Source organism: Micromonospora sp. TSRI0369 (genome assembly GCF_001905625.1).
GTDB lineage: Bacteria > Actinomycetota > Actinomycetes > Mycobacteriales > Micromonosporaceae > Micromonospora > Micromonospora echinospora_A.
On the sequence record NZ_LIVU01000005.1, the window covers coordinates 146167 to 170228 of the forward strand.

18 protein-coding genes are annotated in these 24062 nt (G+C 75.0%); 9 read left to right on the forward strand and 9 right to left on the reverse strand.

All coding sequences use genetic code 11. The features are described 5' to 3' along the window. Positions 1 to 26: 26 nt before the first annotated feature. On the reverse strand, positions 27 to 2036 hold the full coding sequence (locus AMK25_RS17950) for a beta-galactosidase (RefSeq protein ID WP_073829516.1): 2010 nt from the start codon (positions 2034 to 2036) through the stop codon (positions 27 to 29). Between the two features lie 115 nt (positions 2037 to 2151). On the opposite strand from AMK25_RS17950, the gene AMK25_RS17955 reads away from it, so the two are divergent. From AMK25_RS17955 to AMK25_RS17975, 5 genes are all read left to right on the forward strand, one after another. Continuing rightward, a complete protein-coding gene (locus AMK25_RS17955) occupies positions 2152 to 4515 on the forward strand; it encodes a TIM-barrel domain-containing protein (protein ID WP_073829517.1) in 2364 nt (787 codons plus the stop codon). Between the two features lie 48 nt (positions 4516 to 4563). Then, positions 4564 to 5760, forward strand: coding sequence for an ROK family transcriptional regulator (locus AMK25_RS17960; protein WP_073829518.1), 1197 nt, complete (start codon positions 4564 to 4566; stop codon positions 5758 to 5760). A gap of 239 nt (positions 5761 to 5999) precedes the next feature. Beyond that, positions 6000 to 8411, forward strand: a complete 2412-nt coding sequence (locus AMK25_RS17965; RefSeq protein ID WP_073829519.1) for a beta-glucosidase family protein — start codon at positions 6000 to 6002, stop codon at positions 8409 to 8411. Further along, positions 8408 to 9427, forward strand: a complete 1020-nt coding sequence (locus AMK25_RS17970; RefSeq protein ID WP_073829520.1) for a LacI family DNA-binding transcriptional regulator — start codon at positions 8408 to 8410, stop codon at positions 9425 to 9427. The genes AMK25_RS17965 and AMK25_RS17970 overlap by 4 nt, the downstream gene beginning before the upstream one ends. Then, entirely contained in the window at positions 9424 to 11601 is a 2178-nt protein-coding gene (locus AMK25_RS17975) for a glycoside hydrolase family 95 protein (RefSeq protein WP_073829521.1), read from the forward strand. Before AMK25_RS17970 ends, AMK25_RS17975 begins: the two co-directional genes overlap by 4 nt. On the opposite strand, the gene AMK25_RS17980 is transcribed toward AMK25_RS17975, so the two are convergent. Genes AMK25_RS17980 through AMK25_RS17995 form a run of 4 tightly spaced genes read right to left on the reverse strand, consistent with a single transcriptional unit; the run spans position 11598 to position 15064 of the window. After that, entirely contained in the window at positions 11598 to 12107 is a 510-nt protein-coding gene (locus tag AMK25_RS17980) for an NUDIX hydrolase (RefSeq protein WP_073829989.1), read from the reverse strand. The two genes, AMK25_RS17975 and AMK25_RS17980, sit on opposite strands and share 4 nt — an antisense overlap. Positions 12108 to 12117: 10 nt before the next feature. Further along, positions 12118 to 12999, reverse strand: a complete 882-nt coding sequence (locus AMK25_RS17985; RefSeq protein WP_073829522.1) for an SDR family NAD(P)-dependent oxidoreductase — start codon at positions 12997 to 12999, stop codon at positions 12118 to 12120. A 52-nt stretch (positions 13000 to 13051) separates the two neighbouring features. Next, positions 13052 to 14359: a flavin-containing monooxygenase gene (locus tag AMK25_RS17990; RefSeq protein WP_073829523.1), complete on the reverse strand. Its 1308-nt coding sequence runs from the start codon at positions 14357 to 14359 to the stop codon at positions 13052 to 13054. 54 nt (positions 14360 to 14413) lie between these two features. Then, positions 14414 to 15064, reverse strand: a complete 651-nt coding sequence (locus AMK25_RS17995; protein WP_241826401.1) for a TetR/AcrR family transcriptional regulator — start codon at positions 15062 to 15064, stop codon at positions 14414 to 14416. A 74-nt stretch (positions 15065 to 15138) separates the two neighbouring features. Between AMK25_RS17995 and AMK25_RS18000 the strand changes: the two genes are divergently transcribed. From AMK25_RS18000 to AMK25_RS18010, 3 genes are read left to right on the forward strand one after another with little or no spacing between them, the layout of a single operon-like run. Next, positions 15139 to 16491, forward strand: coding sequence for an MFS transporter (locus tag AMK25_RS18000; protein WP_073829524.1), 1353 nt, complete (start codon positions 15139 to 15141; stop codon positions 16489 to 16491). 12 nt (positions 16492 to 16503) lie between these two features. Next, positions 16504 to 17730, forward strand: a complete 1227-nt coding sequence (locus AMK25_RS18005) for a hypothetical protein (protein WP_073829525.1) — start codon at positions 16504 to 16506, stop codon at positions 17728 to 17730. 58 nt (positions 17731 to 17788) lie between these two features. Beyond that, positions 17789 to 18379, forward strand: coding sequence for a pyridoxamine 5'-phosphate oxidase family protein (locus AMK25_RS18010; protein ID WP_073829526.1), 591 nt, complete (start codon positions 17789 to 17791; stop codon positions 18377 to 18379). Positions 18380 to 18385: 6 nt separating this feature from the next. Here AMK25_RS18010 and AMK25_RS18015 read toward each other — a convergent pair whose 3' ends face one another. Further along, positions 18386 to 19867 (reverse strand): peptide MFS transporter, encoded by a 1482-nt coding sequence (locus AMK25_RS18015; protein WP_073829991.1) that lies wholly within the window; start codon positions 19865 to 19867, stop codon positions 18386 to 18388. Between the two features lie 224 nt (positions 19868 to 20091). On the opposite strand from AMK25_RS18015, the gene AMK25_RS18020 reads away from it, so the two are divergent. Then, positions 20092 to 20433: an RNA polymerase-binding protein RbpA gene (locus AMK25_RS18020; RefSeq protein WP_007070998.1), complete on the forward strand. Its 342-nt coding sequence runs from the start codon at positions 20092 to 20094 to the stop codon at positions 20431 to 20433. A 601-nt stretch (positions 20434 to 21034) separates the two neighbouring features. Here AMK25_RS18020 and AMK25_RS18025 read toward each other — a convergent pair. Genes AMK25_RS18025 through lnt form a run of 3 tightly spaced genes read right to left on the reverse strand, consistent with a single transcriptional unit; the run spans position 21035 to position 24041 of the window. Beyond that, on the reverse strand, positions 21035 to 21574 hold the full coding sequence (locus AMK25_RS18025; RefSeq protein ID WP_073829527.1) for an FxsA family protein: 540 nt from the start codon (positions 21572 to 21574) through the stop codon (positions 21035 to 21037). Positions 21575 to 21627: 53 nt separating this feature from the next. Further along, the gene (locus tag AMK25_RS18030; protein ID WP_073829528.1) at positions 21628 to 22419 is read right to left on the reverse strand and encodes a polyprenol monophosphomannose synthase; all 792 of its coding nucleotides are present in this window, start codon (positions 22417 to 22419) and stop codon (positions 21628 to 21630) included. Positions 22420 to 22445: 26 nt separating this feature from the next. After that, on the reverse strand, positions 22446 to 24041 hold the full coding sequence (lnt, locus tag AMK25_RS18035) for an apolipoprotein N-acyltransferase (protein ID WP_241826428.1): 1596 nt from the start codon (positions 24039 to 24041) through the stop codon (positions 22446 to 22448). Between the last annotated feature and the right edge of the window lie 21 nt (positions 24042 to 24062).

Genomic DNA, 24062 nt, shown 5'->3' on the forward strand with positions numbered 1-24062 from the left:
GCGCACCCACGCCGCCCAGGGCGGCGTCACAGGATCTCCTCGCGCACGACAGCCACGCCACCCGGCGCCACCGTCAGCACGCCGTCGACCGTCGCGCCGGTGAGCAGCTCGAACCCCGCAGCCGGCACCCGCTGCGGCCGGTCGGTGTGGTTGAGCAGGTAGAGCAGGCTCCCGTCGGTGTCGTGACGGCGTACCGCCTCCACGCCCGCGGGCGCGCCGGGGCAGGTCGGGGTGACACCGGCGAGCCGGGCCGCCTCGGTGAGCAGCCGCCGGTAGGTGTCGTCGTCGGGGCGGGTGGAGACGTACCAGGCGTACGCGTCGCCGACCCGGCGCCGGGTGATCGCCGGGCGGCCGTCAAGCACTCCCCCGGCGTACGCGCTGACCGTCTCGGCATCGGCCAGGTGCACCGTCTCCGACCAGATCCGGCCGGTCCCGCCGCCGGTCAGCGGCACCCCTTCGTCGTCGGCGAGGGGGTGGAACTCCTCCACCCGCACGCCGACCAGGTCCCGGTACGCGCCCGGGTAGCCGCCCAGGCGTATGCGGGCGTGTTCGTCGGCGACACCGCTGAGCCAGGTGACCAGCAGGTGCCCTCCGGCGTCGACGTGCCGGCGCACCCAGTCGATCGTGGTGTGCGAGGCCAGGTACAGGGCCGGGAGCACGAGCAGACGCGCGCCGTCGAGCGGGGTGCCGGGCGGCACCACGTCGGCGGTGACGCCCGCGTGCCACAGGGCCCGGTGCGCGGCGGCCGCCTCGCCGGGGTGGTCGAGTCCGGCGCGGGGCATACCCGGGTGCCGCAGCGCCCAGCCGCTCGCCGCGTCGTACGCGATGGCCACGCCTGCCTCGACGCGGCCCGGCGCGGTCCCGGCGAGCCGGCCCAGCGCGGCGCCCAGGTCGGTGGCCTCGCGGAACACGCGGGTGTCGGCGCCGGCGTGGGACACCACGGCGGAGTGGAAGCGTTCCGCGCCGCCGGCCGGGGCACGCCACTGGAAGAACATCACCCCGGCCGAGCCGCGGGCCACGTGGGCGAGGCTGTGCCGGGTCATCCGGCAGGGTTCCTTGGTGTGCATCCGTCCGGCGGTGTTGATCTGGTTGGGCGCGCTCTCGGCCAGCAGCCACGGCACCGGCCGCCCGGCGCCGTGGCGGGCCCAGCCGCGGGCCAGGTCGGCGGCGAACGCGGTCTGTTCCTCGGCACCTATGCCGGTCGCGGACGGGTAGTGGTCGATCGCGACCACGTCCACCTCGCGCGCCCAGCGGGCGTGGTCGACGGGAACCCAGTCGCCGAGCACGTAGTTGGTGGTCACCGGCACCGCCGGGTTCGCCGCCCGCAGCAGGTCCCGCTGCTCGGTGTACGTGGACAGCAGCGTGTCGGACCAGAAGCGGCGGAAGTCGAGCAGCTGGCCGGGGTTCGCGAGATATTGCGTGGCGCGGGGCGTGCCGGCCTGCGCCCAGTCGGAGTAGTGCTGGCTCCAGAAGCTGGTGACCCAGGCGTCGTTGAGCGCGTCGAGGTCGCCGTAGCGGGTGGCGAGCCAGCGGCGGAACGCCGCCTCGGTGTGCGGGCAGTGGCAGGTGGTGCCGTACTCGTTGTGCACGTGCCACAGCGCGAGCGCCGGGTGGTGCGCGTACCGGGCGGCCAGCACACCGGCGATGCTGCGGGCGGCGTCGCGGTACGCGGGCGCGGCGGCGCAGTAGGTGTCGCGGCTGCCGTGGGTCAGGCGTACGCCGTCGGCGGTGACCGGCAGCGCGTCCGGGTGGCGCAGTGAGAACCACGGCGGCGGTGACGCGGTGGGGGTGGCCAGCGCGGCCCGGACGCCGGCGGCGTGCAGCAGGTCCAGCACGCGGTCGAGCCAGTCGAGCGTGTGGCGGCCGGGTTCGGGTTCCAGCCGGGACCAGGCGAACACGCCGACGGTGACCAGGTTGACCCCGGCGGCGCGCATCAGGGCGACGTCCTCGCGCCACACCTGCGGCGGCCACTGCTCCGGGTTCCAGTCCCCGCCGTAGCAGAGCCGCCCATCGCCCCACGGCGTTTTAGTTGTCATCCCGGCCAAAGTAGGAACAGGTGAGACGGAAAGTCAATGCCGTCGATCATTGACAGTTAGTTGGGATTCCAAAGAAACTGGCGGGACCGCCCGTGGACGCCGCGAGGAGACGCCCATGCCGTACCGCCCGCCGCTGGTCCCGTACGAGACGTTCGTGGCCGACCCGCCCGACCTGCCGGTCCGCGCCCCCGGCGAGGAGGGCGCCGACGACGTGCTGCGGGCCGAGGTGGCCGCGACCGACGCGCACGGGGTCACGCTCACTGCGACCTGCGCGTCCGGCCGCACGCTGGTCGCGCGCGTCGAGGCCGCCGGGGACGGGATCATCCGGGTACGCCTCGCCGACGACCCCTCGGTCCGCAGCCGTTCCGCGCGGGCACTGACACTGGTCCACCCGCAACGCCACCCGGCCACCGTGACCGTCACCGACGGGCGGGTCCGGGTAGCGGCCGGCGGCGTGGTCGCCGAGCTGAGCCTGGACCCGTGGGGACTGCGATTCCGCACCCCCGACGGACGGCTGCTGCTGGCCTCCGACGCCGGCACCCGCGACATCAGCGGCCGCCGCCGCACCCTGCCGCTCGGCCGCTCCACTGTCGACGGGGAGCCGGCCGCCTGGCACGAGAGCTTCGTCGCGCCCGGCGACGAACGGTTCGTCGGCTTCGGCGAGAAGTTCACCCCGCTGGACAAGCGCGGCCAGCGCCCGCTGATGTGGAACTTCGACGCCTTCGGCGGCGAGTCCGACCGCTCGCACAAGAACGTGCCGTTCTACCTGTCCGACCGCGGCTACGGCGTGCTCGTCGACAGCGGGCTGCCGGTGCAGTTCGACGTCTGCGCCAGCACCCACAGCAGCGTGCAGATCCTCGTCCCGGACGACCTGCTCGACTACTACGTGCTCGCCGGACCCACCCCGGCGCAGGTGCTCGACCGGCTCGACGCGCTGACCGGCCGGCCGTACCTGCCGCCGCGGTGGGCGTTCGGCGCGTGGATCTCCTCCGGCTTCTTCCCGGACAGCCAGCAGCGCGTGCTGGAACGGGCCCGGCGCATCCGCGAGGACGACATCCCCTGCGACGTGCTGCACCTGGACTGCTACTGGCAGGTCGCCGGGCACTGGTCGGACCTGCGCTGGGACACCGACGCCTTCCCCGACCCCGACGGCATGCTCAAGGACCTCACCGAGCAGGGCTTCCGGGTGTGCCTGTGGATGAACCCGTACCTGATGACCGGCAGCCCGCACTACGCCGAGGCCGAGGCCGCCGGCTACTTCCTGCGCCGCCCGGACGGGAGCACGTACGTCGCCGACACCTGGCACGGCAGCTACCCGGTCTGCGCCGTCGTGGACCTCACCAACCCGGCCGCGGTGCGCTGGTTCCAGGACCTGCTGCGCCCGCTGCTCGCCCAGGGCGTCGCGGTGTTCAAGACCGACTTCGCCGAGGGCGTGCCGGCCGACGCGGTGGCGCACAACGGCATGACCGGCGTGGAACTGCACAACGTGTACGCGCTGATGTTCAACGACGTGGTCGCCGACGTCACCGAGGAGGTGGCGGGGCACCGCACGGTGTGGGCGCGCTCGTCGTACCTGGGCGGTCAGCGGCACAGCGCCCAGTGGAGCGGCGACGTCAACGCCACCTGGCCCGGCATGGCCAGCACGCTGCGCGGCGGCCTGTCCCACGGGCTGTCCGGGGTGCCGTTCTGGAGCCACGACACCGGCGGCTTCCACGGCACCCCGGAACCGGACCTGTACGTGCGCTGGACCCAGTTCGGCGCGCTCTCGCCGCTGGTACGGCTGCACGGCACCACCAGCCGCCTGCCGTGGGAGTTCCCGCCCGAGGCGCAACGGCACGCGGTGGACGCGCTGCGGCTGCGCTACCGGCTGCTGCCGTACCTCTGGTCGGCAGCGGTGGACAGCGCCCGCACCGGCAGCCCGATGATGCGCGCGCTGCTCGTGGACACCCCGGACGACCCGGCCGCCTGGACCACCGACCTCCAGTACCGCCTCGGCTCGGACCTGCTGGTGGCGCCGGTGCTCGACCCGTCCGGCGAGCGCGCGGTCTACCTGCCGACCGGCGAGGACTGGCTGGACGCGTACACCGGGCAGCGGCACACCGGCGGCGGACACCTGCGGGTCAGCGTGCCGCTGGACCGGCTGCCGCTGTACGTGCGACACGGCGCACTGATCCCCACTGTGGCGCCCGCGCCGACGGTCGGAACCGGCCCGTTCCGGGACGTCACGGTGGTGGCCTGGGGCGGCGCGGACGGCGTGAGCGTGGTGCGTGACCCCGACGGTGACACCACGATCACCGCCGTGCGCGACGGCGACACGCTGCGCGTGCGCGTGGACGGGCCGCTGGACGTACGGCGGGTGAGCGTGGTCGGTACGGACCCGCCGCGCCGGGTGGTGCTCGACGGCGAGTCGATCCCGGTCACGCCGTTCGTGCCGTGGTTCCCCGGACGGGCCCACCCGGCCGGGATCGCGCCTATTTAGTTTAAGCTTTAGCCGAACCCATGGCCGGGCGCAGGAGGCGGGCAGTACGTGATCAGCATCGACCGGCCGACGGCCGACCTCGGCGACGTGCGGGTGACGAACCGGGCCGTTGTGCTCCGGCACGTCCGGCGGCACGCCCCCTGCTCCCGGGCCGACGTCGCCGCCCACACCGGGCTGAACAAGGCCACCGTCTCCAGCCTGGTCGCCGAGCTGATCGAACACGGGCTGCTCCGCGAGACCGGCCTGACCGAGAACCGGGTGGGCCGCCCCGCCACCATGCTCGTCCTCGACGGCGCCCGCTACGTCGGGCTCGGGCTGCGCGTCGGCGCGGACGAGCTGGTCGCGGTGGCCGCCGGACTGGGCGGCGACCCGGTGCTCACCTGGCGGCGCGCGTTCCCCGCCGCCACCGCCGGCCCCGAGGAGACGGTGAAGGCGCTCGTCGCGCTGGTCCGGCGCGCCGTCACCCGGATCGGCGCGGACCGCACGGTGCTCGGCCTGACAGTGGCCGTACCGGGGCTGGTGAACCCCGACGGCGACGTGCCGGTGGCCCCCGCGCTGGGCTGGCGCGGCGTGCCGCTGGCCGCGTCGGTGCGCCGCGCGCTGCGCGACCCCGGCTTCCCGGTCGCCGTCGACACCGAGGCCAACCTCGCCGTCCTGGCCGAGCAGCGGCACGGCCCGTACGCCGGAACGGCCGACCTGGTACACCTCACCGGCGGCCCGGTGATCGGCGCTGGCCTGATCAGCGGCGGGCGGCTGCTGCGCGGCGGCCGGGGCTTCGCCGGCGACGTCGGGCACCTGCCACTGGCCGCTGACGGTCCGCCCTGCGCCTGCGGGCGGCGCGGCTGCCTCACCGCGCTGCTCGGCGTGGACGCGGTGATCGGCCGCCTGCTGCCGGACGCCGGCCCGGTCACCGACCACCTGCCGGAGATCGAACGGATCCAGGCGCTCGCCCGGGCCGGGGACGAGCCGGCGCGGACCGGGCTCACCGAGATCGGCCGGCTGCTCGGCCAGGCGGTGTCGGTGCTGGCCGGGCTGCTCGACCCGGACGTGGTGGTGGTCGGGGGCCACCTGGCGGCGCTCGCGCCGTGGCTGCTGCCGGCTGCCCACGCCGAACTCGCGGCCCGCGCACCGGTCCCGCCCGGCGTGCGGCTGGAGGCCAGCACGCTCGGGTCCGCGGCCGGTGCGCTGGGCGGGGCCACCGCGGCGCTGGCCACAGTGGAGGCGGGACGCCTGCCCGCCGGGTGACCCCTTGACCGCACCGGCCGGAAGTGTCAACCTCGGTATCGCCGCGTTCCGGGACCGGGCAACCCTGAGAGCGGCGTGTTTTTCGGCGGTTGTCGAAGCGCTTCACCAACGCTCCGGGCCGACCCTGCCGACACCGACCACCACCCCTTTTCGCGTACGCGCCACCCCGTCACCGGCACAGTCGTCGAAGCGCTTCGACGCCTGAGCGGCGGCACGTACGCCGACCGGAGGCGCCCACCATGACCGACCCCGTCCCCCACCGTCCCGACGACCTGCTGGCCCGGCTCACGCTGCCGGAGAAGCTCGGCCTGCTGCACCAGTGGCAGGCGCCGGTGCCCCGGCTCGGCCTGCGCGCGTTCCGCACCGGCACCGAGGCGCTGCACGGCGTCGCGTGGCTCGGCACGGCCACCGTCTTCCCGCAGGCGGTCGGCCTGGCCGCGAGCTGGAACCCGGACCTGATCCGGGCGGTCGGGGCAGCCGTCGGCGACGAGGTGCGGGTCAAGCACCGGGAGGACCCGGTCCGGGTCGGCCTCAACGTGTGGGCGCCGGTGGTCAACCCGCTGCGCGACCCCCGCTGGGGACGCAACGAGGAAGGCTGGTCCGAGGACCCGTGGCTGACCGGGCGGCTCGCCACCGCGTACGCGCTCGGGCTGCGCGGCGACCACCCGATCCGGCTGCGCACCGCGCCGACGCTCAAGCACTTCCTCGGCTACAACAACGAGACCGACCGGGCCACCACCTCCAGCGACCTGCCGCCCCGGGTGCTGCACGAGTACGAGCTGCCGGCGTTCCGCGCCCCGCTCGCCGCCGGCGCGGCGGTCGCGGTGATGGCGTCGTACAACCTGGTCGACGGCGTACCGGCGCACCTGAGCTCGCTCATCGAGGGCGAGCTGCGCGGCTACGCCGACGACGACGACATCATGGTGGTCGGCGACGCCGGGGCGGTGGGCAACATCGCCGGCGTGCAGGAGTACCTGCCCGACCACGTGGCCGGGTTCGCCGCCGCGCTGCGCGCCGGGATCGACAGCTTCACCGAGGACGACGAGGACAGCGCCCCCACAGTGGAACGGCTCACCGAGGCGCTGGCCCGTGGGCTCATCGAGCCCTCCCACGTGGACCGCGCGGTGCGGCGGATCCTGTCCGTGCGGTCGCGCCTGGGCGACCTGGACCCGGATCCCCACGACGACGTGCCGCCCCACACGCTCGACAGCCTCGCCCACCGGGAACTCGCCCGCGAGGCCGCCCGCCAGTCGGTCGTGCTTCTGCGCAACGAGGGCCTGCTGCCGCTGCGCCCCGGCACCCGCGTCGCGGTGCTCGGCCCGCTCGCCGACACCGTGCTCACCGACTGGTACAGCGGCACCCCGCCGTACACGATCAGCGCGTACGCCGGGCTGCTCGGACGGCTGCCCGAGGTGACCACCCACCCCGGCACCGACCGGATCACGCTGCACGTCGGCGACCGGGCGGTACGCCTCGACGGCGACGGCCCGCTGGCGCTCGGCGACACCGCGGCCGAGTTCGAGGTGGTCGACTGGGGACAGGACGTGGTGGCGCTGCGCGCCGTGGACACCGGCCGGTACGTCGGCGCCGACGACGCCGGGGCCCTGGTGGCCGACCGCGACGGACCGGGTGGCTGGGTGGTACGCGAGACGTTCCGCCTGGACCACCGGCCCGACGGCACCGCGCTGCTGCACCACCTGGCCACCGGGCGGCACGTCGGCGTCGCCCTGGACGGCACCCTGAGCGTGGCCACCGGTGATCCGGCCGCGTTCACCGTGACGTTGCGCGCCGACGGGGCCGCCGATGCCGCCGCGCTGGCCGCCGCCGCGGACGTGGCGGTGGTGGTGCTCGGCAACCACCCGATGGTCAACGGCCGGGAGACCGAGGACCGGGCCGACCTGACGCTGCCCACCGGCCAGGAGGAGCTGCTGCGCGCGGTGCACGCCGCGAATCCGCGTACCGTGCTGGCGTTGACCAGCAGCTACCCGTACGCGGTCGGCTGGGCGCAGGCCCATCTGCCGGCGGTGCTGTGGAGCGCCCACGGTGGACAGGAGCACGGCAACGGGCTGGCCGACGTGCTGCTCGGCGCCGCCGACCCGGGCGGGCGGCTCACCCAGACCTGGTACGCCGACACGGCCGAACTGCCCGACCTGCTCGACTACGACGTCATCGGCGCGGACACCACGTACCTCTACCACCGGGGTGAGCCGCTGTACCCGTTCGGGCACGGGCTCAGCTACGCCGCGTTCGACTACGCTGACCTACGGTTGAGCACCGCCACGGCGTGTGCCGGCGAGGAGGTGGAGGTGAGCGTCGAGGTCACCAACACGGGCCGCCGCCCGGGCACCGAGGTGGTGCAGCTCTACACCCGGCAGCGGCGCTCCCGGGTCAAGCAGCCGCTGCGGCAGTTGCGCGACTTCGCCCGCGTCACCCTCGACCCGGGCTGCGCCGCCCGGGTGACGCTGCGCCTGCGTACCGCCGACCTGGCCTGGTGGGACGAGACCCGCGCGGCGATGGTGGTGGAGGACGCCACCCATTCGGTGCTGGTCGGCCGGTCCGCGCGCGACATCCGGCTCGTCGGCGCGCTCGCCGTGACCGGCGACGACACGACCGTCGCCCCGGCCGACCGCAGCTGTGGAGCCGCCCGGTGAGCGGGCGCGTCCCCGGCGAGCAGGTCACCATCGCCGACGTGGCCCGGCACGCCGGGGTGGCCGCCAGCACCGTGTCGTACGTGCTCAGCGGCAAACGCACCATCTCGGCGACCACCCGGGGACGGGTGCTGGCGAGCATCCGCGCGCTGGGCTACCACCCGCACGCCGGGGCGCGCGCCCTGGCCAGTCGCCGGGCCAACGTGATCGCGCTGGTGCTGCCGTTGCGTACCGGCATGCAGGTGCCGGTGGTGATGCGCTTCGCCACCGCAGTGGTCACCACCGCCCGCCGCTACGACCACGACGTGCTGCTGGTCACCGCCGACGAGGGCCCGGCCGGGCTGCACCGCATCGCCGGCAGCGCGCTCGTCGACGGCGTCCTGCTGATGGACGTGGAGCTGGAGGACTCCCGGGTGCCGCTGCTGCGGGAGCTGGCGCTGCCCGGCGTCCTGATCGGGCACCCGGCCGACAGCACCGGCCTGGCCTGTGTGGACCTCGACTTCCGGCGCGCCGGTGAGCTGTGCGTGGAACACCTGGCCGCCGCCGGGCACCGGCGGATCGCGCTGCTCGGCGCGCCCGCCGCCGTCTACGACAGGGGCACCGGGTTCGCCCACCGCACCCGCGCCGGGGTACGCGCCGCCGCCGAGCGGCTCGGCGTCGACGCGGTGACCCGCTCCTGCGAGGAGGGACCTGCCGCGGTACGCCGCGACCTGGAGGCGCTGTTCGCCGACCACCCGGACGTCACCGGCCTGGTAGTGCAGAACGAGTCGGCGGTCGGCCCGGTGCTGGCCACGCTGCCGCTGCTGGGCCGTCGGGTGCCGCGCGACGTGTCGGTGGTCGCGGTCTGCCCGGACGAGCTGGCCGAGCAGTCCGGGCTCACCTGCGTACCGGTGCCCGCCGAGGACGTGGGCCGCCAGGCGGTGGCGCTGCTGATGCGGCGGCTGAGCGGCGAGCCGGTGCCGGAGGTGACGCTGCTGGAACCGCGCCTGGTCGTGCGGGACACCAGCGCCGGCCGGTGACGGCGCACCGCATCCACGACACCGCGCCGGCAGCCGACTGGACTGACGCGTTCCTCACCGGCAACGGCGAGCTGGGACTCATGGTTTACGGGCAGCCGCACGCGGAGCGGATCGTGGTCAACCACCACCGGCTCGTCCTGCCGAACGGCACCCGGCACGCCCGTGCGCCCGAGCTGGCCGCGCTGATGCCCGACATCCGCGCGCTGGTGCTCGCCGGGCGGCGGGCCGAGGCCGCCCGGCTGCTCACCGGCGGCCGGGAGCTGGAGTGGACCCAGTCGTTCCACCCCGGGTACGCGCTCACCGTCGACGCGCCGCCCGGACCGGTACGCGACTACCGGCGCGACACCGACTTCACCACCGGGGAGGTGGAGGTGCGGTGGTCGGGCGGGCGGCGGCGTTGCTTCGTCTCCCGCGCCGACGGCGTGGCGGTGCTCCACCTCGACCAGGGCGACTGCGTGGTCGGTGCGACCGGTGAGCTGCCCGGCCGGCCCGCCGACGTGGTCTACGAGCACGCCGCGTACCGCCGCGACGGGCTGGTGTTCCTACGGGTACGCGCCCGCTATCCGGAGGCGGGCGGGGCGTACGGGTTCGAGGGGTTGACGCTGCTGCGCGGCGACGTGAGCGTCGACGGCGACCGGGTGCGGGTACGCGGACCGGCGCTGCTCACCACGCTCGTGGACCGGCCCGACGCGCCACCCTGGCGTACCCGGGCCTCGGAGCGGCGGCTCGTCGCGCTGGCCGGGCACTACGACGAGCTGCTGGCCCGGCACCTGCCCCGCCATCGCGGGCCGTACACCCGGGTCGGCCTGGACCTCGGCGTGCCCGACGCCGACCAGGCGCTGCCGGTGGGTGAGCTGCTGGCCCGGCAGACCGCCGCGCCGGACCGGCTGGACCCGGCGCTGCTGGAACGGCTGTTCCACTCCGGCCGGTACCTGCTGTTCAGCGCCAGCGGGGTGCTGCCGCCCCGGCTGACCGGACTGTGGCTGGGCTCGTGGGACGCGGCGTGGGCCGGTGACTTCACCACCGACGCGAACCTGAACCTGCAACTGGCGGGCGCGAACGTGGGCGCGCTGCCGGAGGTGACGGCGGCGCACGCCCGGCTGGTCGCCGCGCAGGTGGACCACTGGCGCGCCAACGCGCGGGCCGTGTACGGGGCACGCGGGCTGCTGGCGCCCAGCCGCACCGACGGCGAGCACGGGCACCTGTTCCACGTCCACCCCGGCTGGCCGTTCACCGCGTGGCTGGCCGGCGCGGACTGGCTGCTGCACCCGCTGCACGAACACCACCTGGTCACCGGCGAGCCGCTGGGTCCAGTGGCCGGCTGGCTGGCCGAGGTGGCCGACTTCTTCGCCGACGTGCTGACCGCTGTGGACGGGCAGCCGGCGCTCGTGCCGTCGTACTCGCCGGAGACCGGCCCGTACGACGACACCGGCCGGACCGCGCCTGTGGCGATCAACGCCACCATGGACGTCGCCGCCGCCCGCCACGCGCTGCGGCTGGCCGCCGAAGTGACCGGCGAGGACCGGTGGGCCGGGGTACTGCTGCCCGGCTACCTGGTGGACGGGCGCGGCGCGCTCGCCGAGTGGGCGTGGCCCGGCAGCACCGGCGACGAGGAGCACCGGCACGTCAGCCACCTGTATCCGGTGTGGCCACTCGACGAGATCAACAGGGACGACACCCCGGAGCTGGCCGCCGCCGCGCACCGGGCGCTGACGCTGCGCGGCGACGAGGACGGTTCCGCGCACGGCAGCCTGCACCGGGCGCTGGCGGCGGCGCGGCTGCGCGACGGCGGACTGGTCGTGACGAACCTGCGGAAGATCCTCGGCGCGGACATGTTCTTCCGGTCGCTGATGAGCGCGCACAACCCGGGTCGGAGGACGTACAACGCCGACGCCGCGCATACGCTGCCGGCGGTGCTGATCGAGTCGCTCGTGCAGTCCCGCCCCGGGGTGCTGCGGCTGCTGCCCGCGCCGCTACCCGATCTGCCCGCCGGGACGCTGCGCGGCGTCACCTGCCGGGGCCGGGTCACCGTCGAGGAGCTGACCTGGGCGCCAGGCCGGGTACGGGCACGGCTGGTGTCGCCGGTGGCGCAGCGCGTAGTAGTGCACGCGCCGGGCGGGCAGCGTGCGGTGGATCTGGTCCCGGACCGGCCGTGCGAGATGGTGTTCGGCTAGAGGTTGTCGGGCTGGCGCAGCGCCGGGTGGCTCTCCCCCGGCGCGGTGAACCACGGCGGGGCGTCGTCGGTCAGCGCGGTGCCGATCCGCAGCCGGGCCCAGTCGTCCAGGTCGGGCAGCGCGTCCGGGGCGAACCAGGCCACCGCCAGCGACTCGTCGCCGTCGGCCGCCGGCGCCCCGCCGATCGCCCGGCAGCGGAACCAGATGTTCAGGTATTCGCAGGCGTCGCCGTTGGGATAGACCACCGGATGGGTGGCGGCACCGGCGAGCCGGTCGATCGCCACCTTCACGCCGGTCTCCTCGTGGACCTCGCGCACCAGCGCGTCGGCCGGCTGCTCGCCCGGATCTACGGTGCCGGCCGGAACCGACCAGCGGCCGTTGTCGCCCCGGCGGGCCAGCAGCACCCGTCCCGCGTCGTCGGTGACCACACCGCTCACGCCGTACAGCATGAGCAGGTCGTGGCCGACGTGGCGGCGCAGCCGGGCGATGTAGGGCGAGACGGCCATGGCGAGCAGGCTACCGGCGGTCCTGCCGGTGCCGCCGGACCATGCCCGCGGCCAGCGCCGCCCCGTCCAGGTCACCGGCGGCCAGCCTGCCGGCGACGGTACGGCGCACCATCCGGTCTGCGAGCGCCGGGGCGTGCCGGGCCAGCGCCATCTCGATCCGGCCGCGCCGGGTGGTGGCCACGTCCCGTGGTGCACGCCGGGCGGTGGCGGCGCGCAGGATCGCCGCGACCACCCCCTCGACGGGTTCCGGGCGGGACACCCCGCTCAGCGACAGCCCGGCCGCCACTGTGCTGTCGTGGATCGGGGAGGCGACCATGCTGGGATAGACGACGCTGACGCCCACGTGGGTGCCGACCTCGTGGCGCAGCGCGTCGGCGTACGCGACGAGCGCCCGCTTGCTGACCCCGTACGCGGCGGCGAGCGGCAGCGGCAGCACCGCCATCCGGCTGGCCACGAAGATCACCCGGCCGCGGGCGGCCTCCAGGGCGGGCATCGCGGCGGCGGTGGTGCGCCACGCGGCGAGCAGGTTCACCTCGATCTGACGGCGCACCACCTCGTCCGGCGGCAGCTCGGCGGGCGCGGGCCCGCCCACACCGGCGTTGTTGATGAGCAGGTCCAGTCCGCCGAGCCGGTCGATCGCGGCGGCCACCGCCGGTGGCGTCGCGGCCGGGTCGGTCAGGTCGACGCCGAGCACCGGCGGCGTGGCGTCGGGGTCGGCGTGCAGGTCCAGCCCGACCACGTGGGCGCCGGCGGCGGTGAGCGCCGCGCCCAGGTGCTGCCCGAACGTGCCGCGCGCGCCGGTGACGAGCACCCGCCGCCCGGCGAGCCCGCGGACCACGCCGGTTCCGATTCGCTGCGGGCCGGCGGCCGGGTTCCGGCCTGCCGCGCTCATCGTGCCGCTCCGGCGCGCCGACGGCGGACAGCCGGGATCCGTACCGGCGCGTTCATCGTGCCGCTCCCGCGCGCCGCCGGCCGGCGGCCAGTTCGCGGCCCAGCTCGGCCAGGTAGACGTCGAAGTCGACGCGCATGTGTGGCCGGCGTTGCCCCCACCGGGCGGTGGCGGCACGCAGCTCGGCGCGGCAGGCGGCGGCCTGCCCCGCCGGGTCCGGTGGCGCCCAGGTGCCGGCCAGCCGCGCGGCGACCAGCCGGGCCTGCGCCTCGACCAGCGGGAACGCGGCGCCGGTGGACTGCATGAGACCGACGAACGCCAGCCCGGGGGCGTCCAGGTGGAACACGTGCCGGTACAGCGGCAGCCGGTCGGGGCCGTCGCCGAGCAGCGCCGGGTCGAGGAACGGCACCTCCACCCGGTAGCCGGTGCACCAGACGACCAGGTCGATCTCGTCGTGGCGGCCGTCGCTGAACTCGACCCGGTCGCCGTCGAAGCGGGCGATGCCGGGCCGGGCCTGGACGTCGCCGTGGGTGAGCCGGGACAGCAGCGCGTCGGACAGCGTCGGGTGGTCCTGGAGGAAGCCGTGCGCCGGGGCGGGCAGCCCGTACCGGGTGGGTGGGCCGACGGCGGTGGTGATCATGGTCTGGCTGATCCGCTGCCGCAGCCGCCAGGGCAGCCGGCGGGCCAGCGCGCCGTTGAGCGTGTCCGACGGGCGGCCGAGCAGGTACTTGGGCACCACCCAGACGCCGCGTCGCAGCGACAGCAGCGTGGTCGCGGCGGCGTACGAGGCGTCGACGGCGATGTCCATGGCGGAGTTGCCGCCGCCGACCACGAGGACCCGCCGCCCGGCGAGCTGCTCCGGGCCGCGGTAGTCGTGGCTGTGCATCTGCTCGGCAGTGCACTCGCCCGGGTACGGCTCGGGTCGCTTCGGGGACCGGTTGTGCCCGTTGGCGACCACCACCGCCTCGACGTCGACCTCGACCGGGCCGTCCGGGCCGGTGGCCCGCACCCGCCAGCCGTCGCCGGTGCGGGTGACCCGCTCGACGGTGTGGCGCAGCCGTACCGCCTCGCGCAGCCCGAACCGGTCGGCGTAGTCGCCGAGGTAGCCGGCGACGCGGGTGTGGTCGGGGTAGTCGGGCCAGTCCGCGGGCATCGGGTGGTCGGCGAACTCGGTGCGCCCCTTGCTGGTGTTCAGGTGCAGCGTGCGGTACGCGGGCGAGCCGGGCGACCCGTACACCCAGAGACCGCCGAGCGTGTCCGCCGCCTCGAACGCGACGGCCGGGACACCGGCGTCGGCGAGCGCCTTGAGCGTGGCCAGCCCGGCGGCTCCGGCGCCGACGACCGCGACCCTCGGTGTGGCCATACCCGCCTCCTTAATCCAACGACTGATGGATAATCCCCGGAGCGCGGGCCGGCGTCAAGGCCGGGCGCCGGCGTACAGCGCGTCGAGGAAGCGGTGCACGAACGCCCGGAACTCCCGCCGCTCCCGCGCGCCGGAGCCGCTGCCCGCCGCCAGGGCCACCACGTGCCCGTGGACCGTCCAGACCAGGGAGCGCACCGTCACGTGCGGCGTCGGCTCGGTCAGCGCGCCCGCCTCGGCCGCCGCGACGAGCAGCTCCTCGACCAGCCCGTACAGCGGCGCGGCGTAGCGGCGGTCCAGTTCGCCGTGCCGCTGCGGCTCCAGCCAGCGGCGCAGCCACAGCGCTGTGGTCTCCGGCCGGTCCTCCAGGAAGTCCACGAACACGTCCAGCAGGTCGTGCAGCGCGCGCAGCGCGTCGTGCGGCCCGGCGGACAGGGCTGCCCGGGCGCGTTCCCCGGCTGCCTCGATGACCTCCCGCTCGGCGCTGAACACCCGGGCGAAGCAGGCGTCGTAGAGCTGCGCCTTGGTGCCCGTGTGGTGCACGACGGTGGCCGCGTCCACCCCGGCCGCGGCGGCGACGTCGCGCACGCTGACCGCGTCGAAGCCCCGCTCGGCGAACAACGCGGTGGCGGCGGCGAGCACCAGGTCACGGGTCGGGCGCTGGTCGTCGCGGCGGGGCCGGCCCGGCCGCCGGCGAGGCATGGTCATCCGGCCATTGTTCCCCCTACAATCCAGCAACCGTTGGATTGGGGGCGGCGTGCCCCGGAGGACAGGAGGCCGCGATGACCGGGCTGGATCAGCGCTCCGACGCGCTCACCCTGCCGCGCGGCCCGCTGGCCGGGTTCGCCACCGGCTCGCTCGGCATGGGCGTCTGGGTGACAGTGCCCGGGCTGCTGCTGCTCTACTTCCTGACCGACGTGCTGGCGGTCGCCCCGTGGCTGGCCGGGCTCACGCTGCTGCTGCCGAAGATCGCCGACGTGCTGCTGCACCCGTGGATCGGGCACCTCTGCGACGTCGAGCAGGCCCGCCGGGGTCACCGCCGCCGGCTGCTGCTGGCCGGATGCGCGCTGCCGCTGGCGTTCGCCGCGCTGTTCGCCGTGCCCGGCGGCCTCACCGGCGCCGCCGCGGCCGGCTGGGTGGCGGTGTTCTTCGTCGCCGGCAACCTGCTGTTCGCCGCGTACCAGGTGCCCTACCTGGCGACGCCCGCCGACCTGCGGATCGGGTATCACGAGCGGACCCGGCTGATGGCGTTCCGGATGGTGGTGCTGACGCTCGGCATCCTGGTCTCCGGGCTGCTCGCGCCGCTGCTGGCCGGCGGCGACGACGCCACCCGGGACGGTTATCTGCTGATGGGCGTGGTGCTGGCGGCCGGGATGCTCGCCGCGATGCTGGTCGGCGTCGCCGGGATCGGCCGGTTGCGCCGCACCGCCGCCGACCCGGTCACCCCGCACGGCCCGGGCGGGTGGCGGGCGCTGGCGGCGAGCCTGCGGGACCGGCAGTTCCGCTGGCTGGTCGGCGCGTACCTGGCCATGTCCACCACCACCCACCTGGTGCTCGCCGGGGTGCCCTACTACGCCGAGTACGAGCTGGGCCGCCCCGGACTCACCACAGTGCTCGTGGCCGCGTTCGTCGCGCCCGCGCTGCTGGTGACTCCGCTCTGGCTGACGGTGGCCCGGCGGATCGGCAAGCAACGCGCCCTGCTCGCCGCGCAGGCCGCGTTCGCCGCCGGGTCGCTCGTGCTGGCGGTCGGTCGCCCCGCCGGACTGCCGGTGCTGGTGGCCGCCGTGGCGGTGCTCGGCGTGGCGTTCGCCGGCATGCAGTTGCTGCCGTTCTCGATGCTGCCCGACGTGATCCGCGCGGGAGGCGGCGCCGAGCGGGCCGGCACGTACACCGGGGTGTGGACCGCCACCGAGGCCACCGGCGCGGCCCTCGGCCCGTACGCGTACGCGCTGTGCCTGACCGCCGGCGGGTTCGTGGCCTCGACCGCCGGGCAGAGCGTGACCCAGTCCCCGGCCGCGCTGGACGCGCTGCGTTACGGCTTCGGGCTGCTGCCGGCCGCCGTGATGGTGGTCGCGGTGCTGCTGCAGCGCCGCTACACCCTCGACGGCGCGGCCCGCGCCGACGCCGCCGGATAGACTTCGCCCCCGATGGACGCCGAGCCCGCCACCGACATTCGCCCCTGCGCCCACTGCGGACGCGACGTGCCGCAACGCGTCGGCGCGGGCCGCCCGTTCCGCTACTGCCGGGACAACGACGGCGCCTGCCAGCGGGCCGCGCGCAATTCGCGGATGCGTCACCGCAACTCCCCCGGTCTGCCCGGGCAGGTGGCGCGCACCTGGGAGGCGGTGGACCGGCTCGACCAGATCGTGGAGACGCTCACCGAGGCGCTGCACGCCGAGCTGTCCCCGGCCGGTGTGGAACGCCAGCTCGCCGAGCTGCGCGCGGAGACGTCGGCGCAGGTGGCGGCCGCGCACGCCGAGCGCGACGAGGCCCGCCGCGAGGCCGAGGACGCCGCCGCGACGGCGGCGCGCGAACGGCAGCAGGCCCGCGCCGCGTACGCCGAACGCGACGCCGCCGCCGACCGGGCCGAGCGGGCGGGGGCGTCAGCCGCCGCTGCCGCCGAGCGGGCCACCGCCGCCGAGGACGCCCGCGACGCCGCCCGCGCCGAGGCCGGTGCGGCGCAGGCCCTGCGGGTGCAGGCCGAACGCGACCGCGACGCCGCCCGGCACGACCTGCGCACGGTACGCGCCGAGCGCGACGCCGAACGCCGCCGCGTCACCGAGCTGACCGCCGAACGGGACACCGCCCGCGCCGACGCCGAGCGGGCCACCCGTTCCGCAGCCGAAGCCCTGGACCGGGCCGAGCAGTCCCGCGCCGAAGCCGACCGGGCGCGCGCCGACGCGCAGGCCGCCCAGGGGCGGGCCACCGAGGCGGAGCTCGCGGCCCGGACCGCATCTGAGCGGGCTGACGCCGAGGCCACCGCCGCGCGGCAGGCTCGCGCCGAGCGGGACCGGGCCGACGCGGCCCGCGCCGACGCCGAGGCGGCGCTGGAGCGCGTCGGTGCCGAGGCGAGCGCTGCGGTCGAAGCGGTCCGCGCCGAGGCTGCCGCTGCCGTCGAGCGGTCCCGGGCCGATGTGGCCGCCGCGGTGGAGCAGGCTGCGGCCCGTACCGCCGAGCGAGACGCGCTCGCCGCGGAGCTGGCCGACGCGCGGCGGGCCGCGAGCGCCGCCGAGGCCCGGGCGGCCGAGCTGGCCGCGCGCACGGCCGTCATCGAGGCGGACCGGGACGCCGCGCAGCGGCGCGCCGGGCAGCTCGCCGACCAGGTCAGTGACCTGGCGACGGCGCTGGCGCGGCTCGGCACTCGCACCGGCTGACCGCCACGGGCTGGGAACGGGGCAGCGCCGAACCTGTGCCGGCGGCGATGATCGGGGCATGGGAAAGACATACGAGCGCATCGACGGCCGGCTGCGGGACTTCATCGAGGCGCAGCCGATGTTCTTCGTCGCCACCGCCCCGCTGTCCGGTGACGGCACCGTCAACCTGTCCCCGAAAGGGCTGCGCGGCTGCTTCGCGGTGCTCGACGAGCACACAGTGGCGTACCTGGACTTCGCCGGCAGCAACGCCGAGACCATCGCCCACCTGCGGGAGAACGGCCGGATCACGCTGATGTGGTGCGCGTTCACCGGCCCGCCGAACATCGTGCGGGTGCACGGGCGCGGCGAGCCGGTGTTCCGCGACGACAGCCGCTGGGCCGGCCTGCTGCGGCACTTCCCCGACATCGACCCCGGCCCGCACGGGCTGCGCGCGATCATCGTGGCGCACGCCGAGCTGATCCGTGACACCTGCGGCTACGCGGTGCCGTTCATGACCTACGACGCCGACCGGGACCTGCACGAACGGCGGTTCGCCCGGGAGGACGACACGTCGCTGAGCGCGTACTTCGCCGGCAAGGACCACGTCGCCACCAGCATCGACGGGCTGCCCGGCCTGCCGCTGCCGCTGCCGCCCACCCCGGTGGTGTGAAGCAGGTCAGTGAATGCCGGCCATCAGGTGCCGGATCTGGCGGGTGAACATCACCGCGGCCAGGCCCAGCACCACCGAGGCCAGCCCGAAGGTCAGGAAGTACACCGGCTGCGACCAGGTGCCGGCCAGCCGGGCCACCTGGCCGCCGATGGCGTCGCCGACGGCGGTGGCCAGGAACCACAGGCCCAGCATCTGACTGGCGTACTTGACCGGGGCCAGTTTCGTGGTGGCCGACAGGCCGACCGGGCTCAGCGACAGCTCACCGGCGACCTGGATCGCGTACACCGCGACCAGCCACAGCGGTGAGACCAGGTCGCCGCCGACGGCGGCCCGCGCGGCGGCGGCCATCAGCACGAACGACAGACCGTTGAGCACCAGGCCGACCGCGAACTTGGTGGGCGTGGACACCCGGTGCCCGAGCTTGAGCCACAGCGCGGCGGCCAGCGGCGCGCCGATGATGATCAGGATCGGGTTCACCGACTGCAGCCAGGACGCCGGGAAGGTGAACCCGCCCACCGAGCGGTCGGTCTGGTCGGCGGCGAAGATGTTCAGCACCGACCCGGCCTGGTCGTAGATCAGCCAGAACGAGGCGGCGAACACGAACAGCCACACGTACGCCTTCATCCGGCTGCGTTCGGTGCTGCTGATCTCCCGGTCGGTGAGGATCCGCGCGAAGTAGCCGACGGTCACCAGCACCGTCACCACGGTCAGCAGGTTGACCACCGTGTCGACGGTGAACCAGCCCGCCAGCAGCAGTACCAGCAGCGCCGCGAGCAGAATCCCTGTGGCCACGCCGATACGGGTCAGCGCGCGCCGCCGGTCCGCGCCGAGCAACGGGTCCGCCGGGCGGGCGCCCGCGTCGCCGAGGTTGCGGCGGCCCAGCACGTACTGGAGCACGCCGAAAGTCATGCCGACCGCTGCGGCGCCGAACCCCAGATGCCAGTTGATCTTCTCGCCGAGGAAGCCCGTGATCAGCGGCGCGATGAACGCGCCCAGGTTGATGCCCATGTAGAAGATGGAGAACCCGGCGTCGCGGCGCGGCGAGTCCCGCTCGTACAGGTCACCGACCATGGTGGAGATGTTCGGTTTGAGCAGGCCCGTGCCGAGCACGATCAGCGCCATGCCGGCGAACACGCTCCACCCGGTGGGGATCGCCATCACATAGTGGCCGGCGGCGATCACCACGCCGCCCCACAGCACGCTGCGCCGCGCGCCGATCAGCCGGTCGGCCACCCAGCCGCCGGGCAGCGCCATCAGATAGACCATGGCGTTGTAGGTGCCGTACACGGCGTTGGCGCTGGACTCGCCGATGTCGAGGCCGCCGTCGGCGACCGCGGCGGTCAGGTACAGCACCAGGATCGCCCGCATGCCGTAGAAGCTGAACCGCTCCCACATTTCGGTGAGGAAGAGCGTGGACAGCGCACGGGGATGCCCGAAGAAGGTCTTGCCCGCGGGTGGCCGGGCCCCGACCGGCGCGTCACTGCTCATCGTCACCTCCGGCACGCAAACAGGTGGGTAACATCCCCATTGACAGGCGAAACACTCCACCGATTCGGCCCGGCCGGGGACGACCCCGCCGGGCAGCTGTCATGGCCGGTTACCCTTGGTTCTTCCGACCCGCATACGGCCCTGCCGACGTGGGTGGGGAATGGGCGAACGGTGACCGGCCGTTACACCTGAAGACCAGCACCACGGACGAGGGGAAGTCGATCATGGGCGAGCGCATGCTGCGCGGTAGCCGGCTGGGCGCGGTCAGCTACGAATCCGACCGCAACACGGAGCTCGCGCCGCGCCAGACCCGCGAGTACCTCTGCGCCAAGGGCCACCAGTTCGAGGTGCCGTTCGCCGTCGACGCCGAGGTCCCGACGACCTGGGAGTGCAAGTTCGACGGCAGCGTCGCCCGCCTGGTCGACGGCACCGAGCCGGAGCAGAAGAAGGCCAAGCCGCCGCGTACGCACTGGGACATGCTGCTGGAGCGGCGCTCGATCGCCGAGCTGGAGGACATCCTCGCCGAGCGGCTCCAGGAGGTCCGGACCCGTCGCGGCCGCGCCTGAGCATCTCCCGTAATGACCGAAAACGCCCCCGGGATCCCCCGGGGGCGTTTTCCTGCCCGGGTGAGCACAGTCGCCACTTCGGGGATATGGCGGTATCCGGACCACGGTGATGCCACCACTCCCCCGATCCGGTGTTTGATCACGAGGCCGGGCAGGGCCGGCCGGGCTGGCGCAGGGCCGCCGCCCGCGGTGCTGGCTCGCGCGCCCGAGGGCTGGTGAACGGGCCACCACGTCGGGGAGGTCGCGGTATGGCATGTGCCTTGATGCCGCCACTTCCCCGAACTGGCGTGGATCATGGGTGGTCGGGGTGCCACGGGCGGCGATCCGCCGCGCGTGGTGTCGACTCGTGCGCCTGGTCGGCAACCGGCCGCCAGTTCGGGGAGGTGGCTGCATCCGGGCGGCGGTGATGCCACCACTTCGCCGAGCTGGCGTCGATCATGAGGTGGGGCGGGTGAGGGCAGGCTCGCCCTGTGCCCTGATCCGCCGTGCCAGTGCAAGTGTCGGGCCGCCACTTCGGGGAGGTGGCGGTATCTCGCGTGCCTTGATGCCGCCACCTCGGCGAAATGGAGTCGATCAAGCTGATGGCACGGCGGGAAGCGCGTCAGCGGTCGACGATCTCGCCCTCGATGGCCTTGCCCGGGTCGGTGACCGGCTGGGGCGACGGCGAAGGACCCGGCGACGGCGACGGTGTGGGCTGCGGGGTCGGCTGCGGCGCGCCCCGGTACACCCGTACCCGGCGCGGCCCGAACAGGTCACCGGCGACCATCGACGACACGCGCCGCTCGGTGGCCCGGCGCACCCCGCCCCCGGCCAGCCGGCGCAGCGGCGGCAGCAGCAACAGCAGGCCCACCACGCCGCTGAACAGGCCCGGCATCGCCAGCAGCAGCGCACCCAGCAGACCCACCAGCCCGTCGGTCACCTCGGGGCCCGGCGGCCGGCCGGCCTGCGCCGCGGCCCGGAAACCCCGCCACGCCCGCATGCCCTCGCGGCGCAGCAGCACCAGGCCCAGCAGGGACGCCCCGAACACCAGCAGCACCGCCGCGCCGAACCCGACAGCCCGGCCGACCAGCACGAAAACGGCCAGCTCCAGCAGCGTCAGCAGCAGCAGGGCCGGTGGTACGTACTTCAGTCCTCGGCGCATCTCACCTCATCCGCCCGGGGTCATCACGCCCCTCAAGCATGACACGCCCCGGCTCAAGGCCAGCGGGCGAGCGCGTCCGGGCGGGCCTGCACGGTCGCCAGGCGGTCCCGCACCCCCCACCGGGTGACCCGCCACAGCGCCTCCGCCACGATCAGCGGGCTCATCTTGCTGTCGCCGTGTTCCCGCTCGGCGAACGTGATCGGCACCTCCACGATGCGTACCCCGGCGCGGTGCGCCAGCCGGGACAGCTCCACCTGGAACGCGTACCCCTGGGAGCGCACCGAGTCCAGGTCGATGGCGTCCAGCGCGCTGGCCCGGTACACCCGGTAGCCGCCGGTGGCGTCGCTGACCGGCATGCCCAGCGCCAGTCGCGCGTACAGGTTGCCGACGCGGGAGAGCAGCAGCCGCTGCCACGGCCAGTTCAGCACCCGCGCGCCGCGGGTCCACCGGGAGCCGATCACCACGTCGGCGTCGCGGGCGGCGTCCAGCAGCGCCGGCAGGTCCTCCGGCGCGTGCGAGCCGTCGGCGTCCATCTCCACCACAGCGTCGTAGCCGCGTGCCCGGGCCCAGGCGAAACCGGCCAGGTAGGCCGCGCCCAGCCCTTCCTTGCCCGCCCGGTGCAGCACGTGCACCCGCGGGTCGTTCCCGGCGAGGGTGTCGGCGATCGCGCCGGTGCCGTCGGGGCTGTTGTCGTCGGCGACGAGCACGTCGACAGCCGGCGCCGCCGCGCGTACCCGGGCGACGATCCGTTCGACGTTGTCGGCCTCGTTGTAGGTGGGGACGACCACGAGGACCCGCCCCACACCGGGATGGCCGGCCGTCCGCCTGTCGGCTGTCACCGCCACCGTCGCACCGCCTCCCGCTCGTCGGCTCAGCCGGGAGCGACCTCCCGGCGGCGGCGCAGCACAGCCGCGCCGGCCAGGGCCGCGACCGCCAGCGCCGTGAGCGCCACCTCCGGCCACACCCCGGCCGTCGTCGCCGGGGTACGCCCGTTGCCGAGTTCCATCTGCCGCACCACCACCGCGGCGGTGTTGAACCCGGTCGCACCGTCTACCCGCCCGTCGGGGGAAACGAACCCGGACACCCCGACCGTGGAGGCCATCAACGCGGCCCGGCCGTGCTCCACCGCCCGCAACCGCACCATGGCCAGCTGCTGGCGGGCCTCGGCCACGTCGAACGTGGCGTTGTTTGTCTGCACCACCAGCAGCTGCGCGCCGCCGGTCACGGTGTCCCGGACGATCCCGTCGTAGGCGACCTCGAAGCAGATCACGTCGCCGAGGACCGCCGCGCCGGCGTCCACCACGCCGGGCCGGTCACCGGGGACGAAGTCGGAGCTGACCCGGTCGACCTGCGAGCTGACCATGCGGGCGACGGAACGCAGCGGCACGTACTCGGCGAACGGCACCGGATGCCGCTTGACGTACGTCTGGTCCAGGTCGACGCCCGTGCCGGGCCGCCACAGCAGCCCCACGTTGCGCACCTGCCCCGGTTCCGGGCCGGCGAGCACCGCGCCGACCAGGATCGGCGCGCCGATCGCGTCGGCGGCCTGGGCGACGCGCTGCCCCGCGCCCGGGTTGCGCAGCGGGTCGATGTCGCTGGAGTTCTCCGGCCACACCACCAGGTCGGGGCGGGGCTGCCCGCCCTCGGTGACCCGTTCGGCCAGCTCCAGCGTGGCGTCGACGTGGTTGTTCAGCACCGCCTGCCGCTGCGCGTTGAAGTCCAGCCCGAGGCGCGGCACGTTGCCCTGCACGATCGCGACGGTGACGGTGCCGCCCGCGCCGCGTACCTCGGCCGGCACTGCCGGTCCGGCAGCGAGCAGCGCGACCAGCGCGGCGGTGAGCCCGGCCACCGGACGCCACTGCCCGGGCGCGCGACGCCAGTCCCGCCAGGCCACGGCGACCAGGATCCCGCCGGCGACCGCGACCGCGAACGTGACCAGCGGCGCGCCGCCGAGCGCGGCCAGCCGCAGCAGCGGCGACGTGTCCTGGCTGAACGCCAGCCGCCCCCACGGGAACCCGCCGAACGGGGTCCGGTCGCGCAGCGCCTCCTGCGCCACCCACAGCACGCCGGTGAGCAGCGGCCACACCGTCCGGTGCCGGTCGGCCAGCGGCGACACCCAGGCGGTGGCGGCGCCCAGCAGCGCCAGGTACGCGGCCTGCAGCAGCGACAGCAGCGCCCACGGCAGGTAGCCGGTGTGCAGGTTCGTCCATTCCAGCAGCGGCGCGAACAGCGCCACCCCGGTCAGAAAGCCCAGCCCGGCGCCGGCGCGCAACCGCCGCCGGTGCGCGGCGGCGGCCAACAGCGCCACCCCGACCGGCGCCAGCGGCCACATCCCGTACGGCGGGAACGCCAGCAGCAGCGCCACCCCGGCCAGCACGGCGGCCGGCACGGCCAGCGTCAGCGGCAGCGGCCGAGCGCCGCCGTCCCCGCGTGCCCCGTCGGTGGCACGCGGCTGTTCCCGGTCCAGCGTCGTCACCGGCACCTCACC